This window comes from Streptomyces sp. NPDC101219 (genome assembly GCF_044767675.1).
Lineage (GTDB): Bacteria > Actinomycetota > Actinomycetes > Streptomycetales > Streptomycetaceae > Streptomyces.
In genome coordinates this window covers 504,487-517,429 of the sequence record NZ_JBIWOK010000004.1, presented here as the reverse complement: position 1 = coordinate 517,429, position 12,943 = coordinate 504,487, and the positions used below count along the sequence as shown (strand labels likewise).

The window sequence follows — 12,943 nt, the reverse complement described above, 5'->3', positions numbered from 1 at the left end:
AGGGCGAGGTCATCAAGACGGTGCCGGAGTCGAAGATCGTCGAGACGTTGATCGAAGAGGCGATGAAGATCGCCGAACAGATGGAGAAGGACGGCATCGCGGCGGGGGAGCCGGCCGTCACCGTGAGCTGAACAGCACGGAATGCGAAGGGGGCCCGACCGTGTCGATCCTGGAGAGCATCCGACAACCACGCGACCTGAAGGCGCTGTCCGCGGCACAACTCACCGAACTGTCCGCCGACATCAGGGAGTTCCTGGTGCAGGCCGTCGCCAGGACCGGCGGCCACCTCGGACCCAACCTGGGCGTGGTGGAACTCACCGTCGCCCTGCACCGGGTCTTCGAGTCACCGGCCGACCGCATCCTCTGGGACACCGGCCACCAGTCCTACGTGCACAAGCTGCTGACCGGCCGTCAGGACTTCTCCAAGCTGCGCGGCAAAGGGGGCCTGTCCGGCTACCCCTCCCGCGAGGAGTCCGTGCACGACGTCATCGAGAACAGCCACGCCTCCACCGCCCTCGGCTGGGCCGACGGCCTCGCCAAGGCCCACCGGGTGCAGGGCGGCACGGGACACGTGGTCGCCGTGATCGGCGACGGCGCCCTCACCGGCGGCATGGCCTGGGAGGCCCTCAACAACATCGCCGCCGCCAAGGACCGCCCGCTGATCATCGTCGTCAACGACAACGAACGCTCCTACGCGCCCACCATCGGCGGCCTCGCCAACCACCTCGCCACCCTGCGCACCACCGACGGCTACGAACGGGTGCTGGCCTGGGGCAAGGACGTGCTCCAGCGCACCCCGGTGGTCGGCGGCACCGTCTACGAGGCCCTGCACGGCGCGAAGAAGGGCTTCAAGGACGCCTTCGCCCCCCAGGGACTCTTCGAGGACCTCGGCCTGAAGTACGTCGGCCCGATCGACGGCCACGACATCGGGGCCGTGGAGTCCGCGCTGCGCCGGGCCAAACGCTTCCACGGTCCCGTCCTCGTCCACTGCCTCACCGAGAAGGGCCGCGGCTACGAGCCCGCCCTCGCCCACGAGGAGGACCACTTCCACACCGTCGGCGTGATGGACCCGCTCACCTGCGCCCCGCTGTCGCCGTCCGGCGGCCCGTCCTGGACCTCGGTGTTCGGCGAGGAGATCGTGCGGATCGGCGAGGAACGCGAGGACGTGGTGGCGATCACCGCCGCCATGCTCCACCCGGTCGGCCTCGGCGCCTTCGCCGCGCGGTTCCCGGACCGGGTGTGGGACGTCGGCATCGCCGAGCAGCACGCCACCGTGTCCGCGGCGGGCCTGGCCACCGGCGGCCTGCACCCGGTCGTCGCCGTCTACGCCACCTTCCTCAACCGCGCCTTCGACCAGCTGCTGATGGATGTCGCCTTGCACCGCTGCGGGGTCACGTTCGTGCTGGACCGGGCCGGTGTCACCGGGGTCGACGGCCCCTCGCACAACGGCATGTGGGACCTGTCCGTGCTCCAGGTCGTGCCCGGCCTGCGCATCGCGGCGCCCCGGGACGCCGACCAGCTGCGCGCCCAGCTGCGCGAGGCGGTCGCCGTCGACGACGCCCCGACCCTGCTGCGCTTCCCCAAGGAGTCGGTCGGCCCCTGTGTCCCCGCCGTCGACCGGATCGGCGGCATGGACGTGCTGCACCGCGGCGAGGCGCCTGAGGTGCTGCTGGTGGCCGTCGGCGTGATGGCGCCCGTGTGTCTGCGGGCCGCCGAACTGCTTCAGGCCCGCGGCATCGCCTGCACGGTGGTGGACCCCCGCTGGGTCAAGCCCGTGGACCCGGAACTGCCCGCTCTGGCGGCCCGGCACCGTCTGGTGGCGGTCGTCGAGGACAACAGCCGTGCGGCCGGGGTGGGTTCGGCCGTGGCGCTGGCGCTGGGCGACGCCGAGGTCGACGTGCCGGTCCGGCGGTTCGGCATCCCGGAGCAGTTCCTCGCCCATGCCAAACGCGCGGAGGTGCTCGCCGACATCGGTCTGACCCCGGTCGACGTGGCCGGCCGGATCGGCGCGAGCCTCGCCGTGCAGCAGGAGAGGCGGGCCGCGGAGCCCGCAGCGCAGCAGGAGATACGGGCCGCGGGCCCCGCCGAGCGGCGGGCGGAGCAGGCCGAGGCCCGGCCGACCACACCGTCCCAGCCACCACAGCCACAGGAGCACCAGGCATGACCACCGCGGAGTCCGCGTCGGAGTCGTCGCAGACCGGGCAGTTCGACCTCGGCGCGCTGCTCGCCGAGCGCGGGGCCGAGCGCTACGAGCTGCACACCCGGTACCTCAACCACCAGCTCCCGCGCATGCTGCACACCATCGGCTTCGACAAGGTCTACGAGCGCGCCGAGGGCGCCCACTTCTGGGACGCCGACGGCAACGACCACCTGGACATGCTCGCCGGGTTCGGGGTGATGGGCCTGGGGCGCCACCACCCCGTGATCCGCAAGGCGCTGCACGACGTCCTGGACGCCTCGCTGGCCGACCTCACCCGTTTCGACTGCCCGCCGCTGCCCGGGCTGCTGGCCGAGAAGCTGCTCGCGCACAGCCCGCACCTGGACCGGGTCTTCTTCGGCAACAGCGGCACCGAGGCGGTGGAGGGTGCGTTGAAGTTCGCCCGGTTCGTCACCGGCAGACCGCGCGTCCTGTACTGCGAACACGCCTTCCACGGCCTGACCACGGGCTCCCTGTCGGTCAACGGCGAGGACGGCTTCCGGGACGGCTTCGCCCCGCTGCTGCCCGACACCGCCGTGCCGCTCGGCGACCTGGACGCCCTGGAGCGGGAGCTGCGCAAGGGCGACGTCGCCGCCCTGATCGTCGAGCCCATCCAGGGCAAGGGCGTCCACGAGGCGCCCTCCGGCTACCTGCGGGCCGCGCAGGAGCTGCTGCACCGGCACAAGGCGCTGCTGATCGCCGACGAGGTGCAGACCGGGCTCGGCCGCACCGGGGACTTCTACGCCTACCAGCACGAGGAGGGCGTGGAGCCGGACCTGGTGTGCGTGGCCAAGGCGCTCTCCGGCGGCTACGTACCGGTGGGCGCCACCCTCGGCAAGGACTGGATCTTCAAGAAGGTCTACTCGTCCATGGACCGGGTGCTGGTCCACTCGGCCAGTTTCGGCTCCAACGCCCAGGCCATGGCGGCCGGCCTGGCGGTGCTGTCGGTCATGGAGAACGAGCAGATCGTCGCCAACGTGCGCAGGACGGGCGAGCTGCTGCGGTCGCGGCTGGCGGCCCTGACCGAGAAGTACGAGATGCTCGCCGAGGTCCGCGGCCGGGGGCTGATGATCGGCATCGAGTTCGGCCGGCCCCGTTCGCTGAAGCTGCGCGGCCACTGGGCCATGCTGCAGGCCGCCCGCAAGGGTCTGTTCGCGCAGATGGTGGTCGTGCCGCTGCTCCAGCGGCACCGGATCCTCACCCAGGTGTCCGGTGATCACATGGAGGTGATCAAATTGATCCCGCCGCTGATCATCGGCGAGCCGGAGGTGGACCGTTTCGTGGACGCCTTCACCGCGGTGATGGACGACGCCCACCAGGGCGGCGGCCTGGTGTGGGACTTCGGCAGGACGCTGGTGAAGCAGGCGATCGCCAACCGCTGACCGGCCGGCCCGTGTCCTGCCGCCGGCAGCAGGACGCCTCCTTTTGCCTGTGAGGCAAAAAATTTGCCCGCCGGACAAATCAGGGGGCTAGATAGGGGCATGAGCTCCCCCGAGACAGAGCCGTCGGGCGCCCGGCCCGACGCACTGGGTCTGGTCGCGCCGCAGCTGCGGGCACTGCGGCGCAGGGCCTCCCTCACCCTGGAGGCCGCGGCCCGCGACGCGGGCCTGTCGCCCGCCCACCTCTCGCGTCTGGAGACCGGGCAGCGGCAGCCCTCGCTGCCCATGCTGCTGTCCCTCGCCCGCGTCTACGGTACGACGGTCGCCGAACTCCTCGGCGAGGCGGCCCCCGAGCGGGATGCGGTGGTGCGCGCCGCCGGGATGGAACCCACGACGGCCGGCGGCTGGACCTACTGGCAGGCGGGCGCGCCCGGGCGCGGCATGCAGGCCCTGCGGGTCCACGTCCCGCACGGTTCGCAGGGCGACATCGTGCGCGTCCACCCCGGCGAGGAGTGGCTGTACGTCCTGCGGGGCCGGCTGCTGCTCCGGCTCGGCGAGACGCTGCACCGGCTCGGCCCGGGCGACAGCGCCCACTTCGACTCGCTCACCCCGCACCGGATCGCCGCGCAGGACCCCGACGGAGTCGAGCTCCTGTTCGTGCATACCCTGCTGCAGAGCCCCTCGGCCGCGCTCTGCCTCGGCCCCGCCCACGGAGATGCCTCGTGAGAAACATGGAAGAGAAGTTCCCGCGCGCCCTGTGGGTGCGCCTGTTCGTCTACGTCGTGGCGGGTCACGTCGTGGCGGGCTTCATCTATCTGCTGTTCACGGTCGGCGCGAAGCAGTAGCGGGCCGGGTGCGGCCGTGCCCCCGGCCCGCTCGGCCGGGGGTCAGTCCAGCAGGCGCGTGCGCAGCCGTTCCCGGGTCCCGGGTGCGAGGGTGAGGCCCTGCTCCAGGTAGGCGTCGACGCCGCCCCACGTCTCCTCGATGGTCTCCAGCGCTGCCTGAAGGTACTCGGCGCGGGCGTCGAACAGCGGGTTCAGCAGCTCCATGACCTCGGGGGAGTAGGCCGAGTCGGAGCTTCCGTTGCGGTGCACCTTGTAGCGGCGGTGCCGCTCGTTGGACTTCAGGTAGTCCTCGAAGATCGCGTCGCGCTCCACGCCCACCGCCAGCAGCGTCACCGCCACCGACAGGCCCGCGCGGTCCTTGCCGGCCGCGCAGTGCATCAGCGCGGGCACGCTCTCCTCGGCGAGCGCGTGCAGCACCCGGGAGTGCTCGGCGGTGCGGCCCCGGATGGTCGCCCGGTAGGAGGCGATCATCCGGTCCGCGGCCTTGCCGTCGGCGAGGATCGTGCGCAGCTGCTCCAGGTCGCCGTCGCGGACCATCCGCCAGAACTCCGCCCCGTCGGCCGGGTCGCTCAGCGGCAGGTTCACGTTGCGCACGCCGGGCAGGGCGACGTCCGGGCCCTCCAGCTTCTGGTCGGCCGCGTTGCGGAAGTCGAAGACGGTGTGCAGTCCCAGGGACGACAGGAAGGCGGCGTCCTCGGCGGTCGCGTGGGCGAGGTGGCCGCTGCGGAACAGCACGCCGTGCCGCACGCGCCGGCCGTCCCGGGTCGGCAGCCCGCCCACGTCACGGAAATTGCGCACCCCGGCCAGCTCGGGTTCGGTCGACGGGATGTGCTGCGTCACGGGGGCTCCTCCCACTCGGCGTCGTCGACGCGGCTCGTCGACGGCACCCCGACGATACGACATCGCGAGCCGGGAAGAAGTCCCGATTCAGCGTTTAAGGCGTTCTGTCCGTTTCGGGGAATTCGCCATAACGTGCCCCGATAGAAAGGGAGATGGGAATGGGGTGCGTGAGCATCGTCATAGTGGTGACAACGGGTTGTCGCCATGTTCACGTAATTCCCCTGTCCCGCAAGCCTTTTCGGCATTTCACGGGACACGGAATCCACGCACGGTGACAGCAATTGTCCGAGTGGATCACGGAAAAGGGCGTTCAGGGGGAACCCCTCGCTTGTCCCTTTGCGTCTTGGTCGCTTACGTTCGCCACCGATCCGGACGGACGCCTAATCCTGCCGCCGCCCGGAGCCCGCACACTCACTGACCCGTGAACGGCAGGAGCGGGGGACCCACAGGTACGACTGCCTGTTACCGGTCTTCCGGAGAAACAGGCTCGGGGTTAAGCCGCGTCCTGCGCGGCCGGGCATCTCCAGCCCGAACCCGACAGCTCACCTCGCAGGCGCCGGAGAGGAATTCGTCATGCCCGCCAAGGGTAAGCACCGCCGTCCCAGGACCCTGCGTCTCGCCCGTTCCATCGCCGTCGCCGGTACCGGTGGCGCCGCTCTCGCCCTGCCGCTCCTCGGCGCCACCGGCGCCCACGCCGCCACCCCCCAGGCGGCTCCGGAGAAGGCCGTCCAGAGCGTGTCCGCCGGCGCCAAGGCCGACGGCAAGGACACCGCGAAGAACGGCGAGTCCCGCACCTACGTCGTGAAGTCCGGGGACTACCTGGCCAAGATCGCCGACACCGAGAACGTCGACGGCGGCTGGAAGCAGCTCTACGCCGACAACCGCGAGGCCGTCGGTGACGACCCGTCGCTCATCCACCCCGGCCTGAAGCTGTCCATCGACGGCAAGGCCGCGCCGAGCGCCCCGAAGAAGTCCTCCTCGGCCCCGTCCGCCCAGGACGCGCCGAAGAAGAAGACCGCGCCCGCCAAGCCCTCCGCAGGCAAGAGCGAGGCCCCGGTCAAGAAGACCGCCCCGCAGTCCACGGGCGCCAATCAGGCCGCCAGTGCCTCCGGTTACACCTCCCCGGTGCCCGGCGGCGGCGTCGGCACCGGCTACAAGGTGGCCGGCGGCATGTGGTCCAGCGGCTACCACACCGGTGTCGACTTCAGTGTCCCGACCGGGACCTCGCTGAAGGCCGTCGGCTCCGGCACCGTGGTCTCCGCCGGCTGGGCGGGCGCGTACGGCAACGAGGTCGTCATCAAGCTCAACGACGGCCACTACGCCCAGTACGCCCACCTGTCCTCGCTGTCCGTCTCGGCCGGCCAGGCCGTGAGCGCCGGCCAGCAGGTCGGCCTGTCCGGTTCGACCGGCAACTCGACCGGTCCGCACCTGCACTTCGAGATCCGCACCTCGCCGAACTACGGCGCGGACGTGGACCCCGTCTCCTACCTCCGCTCGAAGGGCGTCTCCATCGGCTGACCCCCGCGCCGACCTGCCTGACACGCCGCCGAAGGCCGGACCCCGATCCCGGGTCCGGCCTTCGGTGATGCGCCGCAACGGGAATCGACAGGCGGAGTGGTTTATCTCACCGCCCGTCAACCCTTTCCTACGGTCGCGTAGGTCACATCCGAAACGCCATCATGGGTGACCGTGGCAGACGATTCGAGGAAAGACAGCAGAGTGGAATTCGGGTCGTACGTGGCGGTGGGGGACAGCTTCACCGAGGGAGTCGGCGATCCCGGCCCCGACGGCGCGTTCGTCGGCTGGGCCGACCGGTTCGCCGTGCTCCTCGCCGACCGCCGGCCCGAAGGCGCCTTCCAGTACACCAACCTCGCGGTGCGCGGAAAGCTGCTCGACCAGATCGTGGCGGACCAGATCCCGCGGGCGGTGGAGCTCGCCCCGGACCTGGTGTCCATCTGCGCGGGCGGCAACGACATCATCCGGCCGGGCACCGACCCGGACGAGGTGGCCGACCGGTTCGAGCGGGCCGTCGCGGCACTCGCCGCCGCGTCCGGCACCGTGCTGATCGCCACCGGCTTCGACACCCGGGGCGTGCCCGTGCTCCGCCGGCTGCGCGGCAAGGTCGCCACGTACAACGGACATGTGCGGGCCATCGCCGACCGGTACGGCTGCCCGGTGCTCGACCTGTGGTCGCTGCGCAGCGTCCAGGATCGCAGGGCGTGGGACGCCGACCGGCTGCACCTCTCGCCCGAGGGCCACACCCGCGTGGCGCTCCGGGCGGGCCAGGCCCTCGGCCTGGAGGTCCCGGCCGACCCCGAGCAGCCCTGGCCCCCGCTCCCGGCCCGGGGCACGTTCGACGTCCGGCGGGACGACGTCCAGTGGGCCCGCGAGTACCTCGTGCCGTGGATCGGCCGACGCCTGCGCGGGGAGTCCTCCGGCGACCACGTCACGGCGAAGGGGGCGCTGTCCCCGCACGCCATCAAGGAGCGGATCGCCTCGGTGGCGTGACGCGTCGCACGAGCCCGGCGGGCCGTCCCGGACAAGGGGGTACGGCCCGCCGGGCTCGCTGCGTCCGGCGGGCCGGCACCGGTCAGCGCGAGGGATCAGGGGGCCGTCCGAGGCGGGCTCCAACGGAACGAAGGGTCACGCGAACAGGGCAACTGGTGCGGCCTCGACGGTCAGCGTGCCGAAGCCGTCAGCGCCTCCCGCTCCAGACCCAGTTCGCGGGCCAGGGCCTCGTCCACCCACACGAGCGCCCGGCTCCGCGGCACCGCCGCGCCGTACGACGTCATCTGGACCGCGAGCCCGTCGAGCAGTGCGGTCAGCCGCAGCGCCGCACCGGCCGGGTCCGGGCAGCGGAACTCGCCCGCGTCCACGCCCTCGCCGATGACCTCGGTCAGCGCGGCCTTCCACTGCCGGTCGAGGTCCCCGGCGACCTCCCGCAGCACCGGCTCGCGCAACGCCATCGACCAGCTCTCGATCCACAGCCGCCAGCCCTTGGCCGGACCGGTGGGCGCGTACCACCGCACCGCGGAACGCAGCCGGCGCAGGGCCGTCGTGCGCCGGCCCAGCAGCTTGCGCAGATGGGCCAGGTCGGCCTCGGCCGCGTGTGCGAAGGCGGCGGCGACGAGCCGTTCCTTCGTGGAGAAGTGGTAGAGGACCAGCGCATTGCTCACCCCGAGCGCCGAGGCCACGTCGGAGATCCGGACCGCCGCCGCCCCCCGTGCCTCGATCTGCTCGATGGCCGCCCGCAGCAGCTCCCCGCGCCGCTCCGCCACGCTCAACCGCACCCTCGTCACGCCCGTCACCCTAATCCGACCGCCCGGCACCGCCCAAGAGGCCCTCGACGGCGGCGGCTTCACCCGCTGCGGTGACCCGGCGGGCCGAGAGACGGCCGGTGCCGCCGCGGCGGACCCGGTCCGCACGGAAGCGCTGTCGACGTCCGCACGGAAGCGCTGTCGCACCGGCCCCACATAATGGAAAGTCCGACCGACTTTCCTGGAGGTGCCGTGGCCGGTTCCCCTTCCCGAAGCTCCGCGCTCCGCGCGCTGCGCCCCGCGGCCTTCGGTGTGGACCCCAGCGGTGAGCGCATGGCGCGCATCCGCAGATCACCGCACTTCCAGGACGGGGTGTTCCAGAATCCCGGCGGCCCCTCGCGGACCCGGCCCTCCGCTTCGGCGCGGGACCTGGCGAAGGTCTACTTCGACAAGGACCGCCGCGCCCGCCGGGCCCCCCTCGGGACCGTGCCGGTGCACGCCACCACGCTCGCCGACCTCGCCCGTCCGCCGGCCGACGGGCTGCGTCTGACCTGGATGGGCCATTCCGCCGTGCTGGCCGAGATCGACGGGCACCGGGTCCTCTTCGACCCGGTGTGGGGCGAGCGCTGCTCCCCGTTCCCCTTCGTCGGACCGAAGCGGCTGCACCCGGCACCGCTGCCGCTGGCCGCGCTCGGCCCGGTCGACGTCGTGGTGATCTCCCACGACCACTACGACCACCTGGACATGCCCACCATCAAGGCGCTGGCGGACACGGACACCCTGTTCGCCGTGCCGCTCGGCGTCGGAGGCCACCTGGAGCACTGGGGGGTCGCCCCGTCCCGGCTGCGCGAGCTGGACTGGCACGAGTCGACCGAGGTCGGCGGCCTCACCCTCACCGCCACGCCCGCCCGGCACTTCTGCGGCCGGGGCCTGCGCAACACTCAGCACACCCTCTGGGCGTCCTGGGTCGTCGCCGGGGAGCGGCACCGCGTCCACCACAGCGGCGACACCGGTTACTTCGACGGCTTCAAGGACATCGGCGCCGATCACGGGCCCTTCGACGTGACGATGATCCAGATCGGGGCCTACTCGGACTTCTGGCCGGACATCCACATGACGCCAGAGGAGGGCATGCGGGCCCACGTCGACCTTCAAGGCGGCCGGGCGGGCCACGGCCTGATGCTGCCCATCCACTGGGCCACCTTCAACCTGGCGCCCCACCCCTGGGCCGACCCGGGTGAGGGGACGGTGGCGGCGGCCCGCGCGGCCGGGGCCCGCGTCGCCCTGCCCCGGCCCGGGGAGCCCTTCGAACCCACCTCCGGCACGGTGCCCTCGCAGCCGTGGTGGCGTGGGGTGGCGCAGGCACCGGCGGGCGGCTGGCCGGTGCAGGAGGCACTCACCGGCGCCGCGATCGGCGTCGCCGGTACCGCGGCAGCCGTGGCCCAGGATGATACGGAGAGTGACAATTCCGGTGGGGTTCCCGAGGGTGCCGAGGGTGCTCGGGCCCGCCCGGCGGGCTGACGGAGGACGCGCGGACGGCGCTCGGCACGAGGCCGGGGGGCGAGGCGCTCCCCGGCCTTCGTCATGTCCACGTGATCGTGAATGACCAGGTCCGACCGTTCTCCGACCACTTCTTGACGGTGCCGTGGCGGGTTTATCGGTCTGTCGTACGAGGCCTCATACCAGAGCGGGACGTACGCCGTAGGAGTTTGTCAACTGCCCACCGCACATGATGCGGTGGCGACTACGGTGAGTGTCGGTCGGGCGACGCGTGGCCGACATCTGTTCGTCTCTCGAGCCCGGCCGGTACGACGACATCGCGACGACACCACGACGACACAGTCGGCCCGCGCACCGCGCCGCGGGGATCGCGTCAACCACAGGTCGGACCAGGGAGCGGGGACCGGTACGTGCAGGCACAAGGCGGACGAGGGAGCGGGCGGGGCGAGGCGCCCCGCCGCCCGGGCCCGGCCGGCGGCGCCCCGGGCAGGAACGGCGCACACGGTGCCACCGGCACCCCGCGCGGACCGTCGGCCGACGGCCGTACGGGAACCGGAGCAGCACCCGGAGCGGCAGTGAGCACGGCGGGGGACCCTCGCGACCCGGCCGGCCCCGGCACCGGACCGGTGCCCGCGGTCCGGGGGCACGGCTCCCGCGGCGTCCGGGCCCGCACCGGCGAGCCCGGCCGGCCCGCCGCGAGCCCGCCGGGCGGCCCCGCCACCCGCCGGGCCGGCTCACGCGCGACGGCGTCCGACCCGCGCGGGCCGGGCTCCCGGGGCGACCGGCGCGAGGGCGGACGCCACGGGCGGCCCTCCGCCCGGACCGCCGCCGCACTCGCCGAGACCCACATACGGCCCCAACTGCTGCGCCTCGCCGTGCTGCCGCCGGTGGCGGTCGCGCTCAGCGGCTGCGCGGCCGTCCTGTTCACCGTCCGCTCCTCCGGCGTACGGCCCGGGCCCACGATGTGGGCGGTGCTCGGCGGGGCGGTGTCGGTGACGCTCGCCGGCATCGTCATCGCGGCGGTGGCCGCCGACCGCGCCGCCCGGCTGGTGCACGACCGCCTCACCACCCTGCGCCGGAGCACCGCCCGCCGCGAGGCCGACCTGCGCACCCTGGTCGACGACCTGCGCCGCGGCGACGGCCCGCCGGCCCGCAGCCACCCCGCCGAACCGCCCGCGGGCGCCGACGACTTCGACCTGCTCGCCGCCGACCTCACCCGCGCCCACGACGGCGCCGTCACCGCCGTCGTGCAGGCCTCCCGCCTGTCCAGCCAGGCGGGCAGCGAACAGAAGCTGGAGGTGTTCGTCAACCTGGCGCGGCGCCTGCAGTCCCTGGTGCACCGCGAGATCTCGATCCTCGACGAGCTGGAGAACGAGATCGAGGACCCCGACCTGCTCAAGGGCCTCTTCCACGTCGACCACCTCGCCACCCGCATCCGCCGCCACGCCGAGAACCTCGCCGTCCTCGGGGGCGCCGTGTCCCGGCGGCAGTGGAGCAACCCCGTGTCCATGACGGAGGTGCTGCGGTCGGCCATCGCCGAGGTCGAGCAGTACTCTCGCGTCAAACTGGTGCCGCCGATCGACGGCACCCTGCGCGGGCACGCCGTCGCGGACGTCATCCACCTCCTCGCCGAACTCGTCGAGAACGCCACCGTGTTCTCCGCCCCGCACACCCAGGTCCTGCTGCGGGCCAGCCTCGTCACCTCCGGCCTCGCCGTCGAGGTGGAGGACCGCGGCCTCGGCATGCCCGTCGGCGAGCAGGAACGGATGAACGCCCTGCTCGCCGACCCCGACCAGGTGAACGTGGCGAGCCTGCTCGCCGACGGACGCATCGGGCTGTTCGTGGTCTCCCAGCTCGCCAAGCGGCACGGCATCCAGGTCCGCCTCCAGACCAACATCTACGGCGGTGTCCAGGCGGTGCTGGTCGTGCCGCAGGCCCTGCTGGGCAGCGAGCCGGGAACCGCGGCGTCGGCCGCCCCCGGCGGCGGCCCCGCGGGCGGGGCGGTCACCGCGGGAGCCGCACCGGGCGGGGCGGTCACCGCGGGAGCCGCACCGGCCGGCCCGGCCCTCGCGCCCGTCCCGCCGTCCGCCGCGGCGGCCCGGCCGCACCCGCAGGGCAGCGCCCCCACCGCCGTGCCGGACACCGGTGTTCCGGCCGTCGCGCCGCCCCTTCCCGCACGGCACGCGCGCGAGAGCCGGGCCACCCCCGCCGAGGCGGTGCCGGGCATCACCGCCGAGGACCGTCTCGTCCTGGAGGAGAACGGCCTCCAGCCGCTCACCCCGCGCGGCGGCTCCCCGGTGCGCGGCACCATGGACAAGCCCCGGCTGCCCCGGCGCCGCGCCCAGGAGCACATCGTGCCCCAGCTCAAGGACGGTCCCGCGCCCCGCCAGGACACCGGCGACGTCGCCGGTCACGACCCCGACCTGATGGCGGCCTTCCAGCGGGGGATCAGCCTCGCCGAGGCCCAGCAGCAGCTGGACCCGGGCCCCGACGCGCCCGGCACCACCGGCATCCCCGGCGCCGCGGAGGCCGCCCCCGACGCGGCACCCCCCCTCCCGGACCGCACGGCCACCGGTCACGGCGCTCCGGCTCCCACCGCGGTCGGTCACACGGCCGTCGGTCAAACGGCCGTCGGTCAAACGGCCGTCGGTCAAACGGCCGTCGGTCACACCGCCCCGGAGCCCACCGCCGCGGATCGCACCGCCCCCGGCCTCCCGGCTCCCCGCCACGCCGACGGCAGCCTCCCGTCCCCGGGCCACACGGAGGCCCGCCCCGTCGACGGCAGCCTCCCGTCCCCGGGCCGCACGGAGGCCCGCCACGCCGACGGCAGCCACCAGCCCTCGGACCACACGGGGGCCCGCCACGCCGACGGCAGCCACCCGGCTCCCGGGCACACGGAGACCCGCACCGCGGAGACCCGCTCCG

10 protein-coding genes, 1 pseudogene and 1 riboswitch are annotated in these 12,943 nt (G+C 73.3%); of the genes and pseudogenes, 9 read left to right on the top strand and 2 right to left on the bottom strand.

The window, feature by feature from the left end; genetic code table 11:
• The 5 genes and pseudogenes from ACIRPP_RS10990 to ACIRPP_RS10970 all read left to right on the top strand — a co-directional run.
• Nucleotides 1-131: pseudogene (locus ACIRPP_RS10990) on the top strand (4-hydroxy-3-methylbut-2-en-1-yl diphosphate synthase); the annotation flags it as partial.
• Nucleotides 132-160: 29 nt separating this feature from the next.
• Nucleotides 161-2,164, top strand: coding sequence for a 1-deoxy-D-xylulose-5-phosphate synthase (gene dxs / locus ACIRPP_RS10985; RefSeq protein WP_403640066.1), 2,004 nt, complete (start codon nucleotides 161-163; stop codon nucleotides 2,162-2,164).
• Nucleotides 2,161-3,579, top strand: a complete 1,419-nt coding sequence (locus ACIRPP_RS10980; protein ID WP_403640063.1) for an aspartate aminotransferase family protein — start codon at nucleotides 2,161-2,163, stop codon at nucleotides 3,577-3,579. Before dxs ends, ACIRPP_RS10980 begins: the two co-directional genes overlap by 4 nt.
• Before the next feature lie 99 nt (nucleotides 3,580-3,678).
• Nucleotides 3,679-4,302, top strand: a complete 624-nt coding sequence (locus ACIRPP_RS10975; RefSeq protein ID WP_403640060.1) for a helix-turn-helix domain-containing protein — start codon at nucleotides 3,679-3,681, stop codon at nucleotides 4,300-4,302.
• Nucleotides 4,299-4,421, top strand: coding sequence for a DUF6126 family protein (locus ACIRPP_RS10970; protein WP_164338082.1), 123 nt, complete (start codon nucleotides 4,299-4,301; stop codon nucleotides 4,419-4,421). The genes ACIRPP_RS10975 and ACIRPP_RS10970 overlap by 4 nt, the downstream gene beginning before the upstream one ends.
• A 42-nt stretch (nucleotides 4,422-4,463) precedes the next feature.
• Here ACIRPP_RS10970 and ACIRPP_RS10965 read toward each other — a convergent pair whose 3' ends face one another.
• The gene (locus ACIRPP_RS10965; RefSeq protein ID WP_403640056.1) at nucleotides 4,464-5,261 is read right to left on the bottom strand and encodes a tyrosine-protein phosphatase; all 798 of its coding nucleotides are present in this window, start codon (nucleotides 5,259-5,261) and stop codon (nucleotides 4,464-4,466) included.
• A gap of 402 nt (nucleotides 5,262-5,663) precedes the next feature.
• A riboswitch (cyclic di-AMP (ydaO/yuaA leader) is annotated at nucleotides 5,664-5,830 on the top strand.
• 4 nt (nucleotides 5,831-5,834) lie between these two features.
• Here ACIRPP_RS10965 and ACIRPP_RS10960 point away from each other — a divergent pair.
• Both ACIRPP_RS10960 and ACIRPP_RS10955 read left to right on the top strand, forming a co-directional pair.
• On the top strand, nucleotides 5,835-6,779 hold the full coding sequence (locus ACIRPP_RS10960; protein ID WP_403640053.1) for a peptidoglycan DD-metalloendopeptidase family protein: 945 nt from the start codon (nucleotides 5,835-5,837) through the stop codon (nucleotides 6,777-6,779).
• Nucleotides 6,780-6,980: 201 nt separating this feature from the next.
• Complete coding sequence (locus ACIRPP_RS10955; RefSeq protein ID WP_403640050.1) at nucleotides 6,981-7,769, top strand: SGNH/GDSL hydrolase family protein; 789 nt, start codon at nucleotides 6,981-6,983, stop codon at nucleotides 7,767-7,769.
• A 170-nt stretch (nucleotides 7,770-7,939) separates the two neighbouring features.
• Here ACIRPP_RS10955 and ACIRPP_RS10950 read toward each other — a convergent pair whose 3' ends face one another.
• On the bottom strand, nucleotides 7,940-8,560 hold the full coding sequence (locus ACIRPP_RS10950) for a TetR family transcriptional regulator C-terminal domain-containing protein (protein ID WP_403640047.1): 621 nt from the start codon (nucleotides 8,558-8,560) through the stop codon (nucleotides 7,940-7,942).
• A gap of 210 nt (nucleotides 8,561-8,770) precedes the next feature.
• Between ACIRPP_RS10950 and ACIRPP_RS10945 the strand changes: the two genes are divergently transcribed.
• Together ACIRPP_RS10945 and ACIRPP_RS10940 are read left to right on the top strand one after the other, a co-directional pair.
• Nucleotides 8,771-10,039: an MBL fold metallo-hydrolase gene (locus ACIRPP_RS10945; RefSeq protein ID WP_403640044.1), complete on the top strand. Its 1,269-nt coding sequence runs from the start codon at nucleotides 8,771-8,773 to the stop codon at nucleotides 10,037-10,039.
• A gap of 554 nt (nucleotides 10,040-10,593) precedes the next feature.
• On the top strand, nucleotides 10,594-12,943 hold a 2,350-nt coding region (locus ACIRPP_RS10940), incomplete at its 3' end, for a sensor histidine kinase (RefSeq protein WP_403640041.1).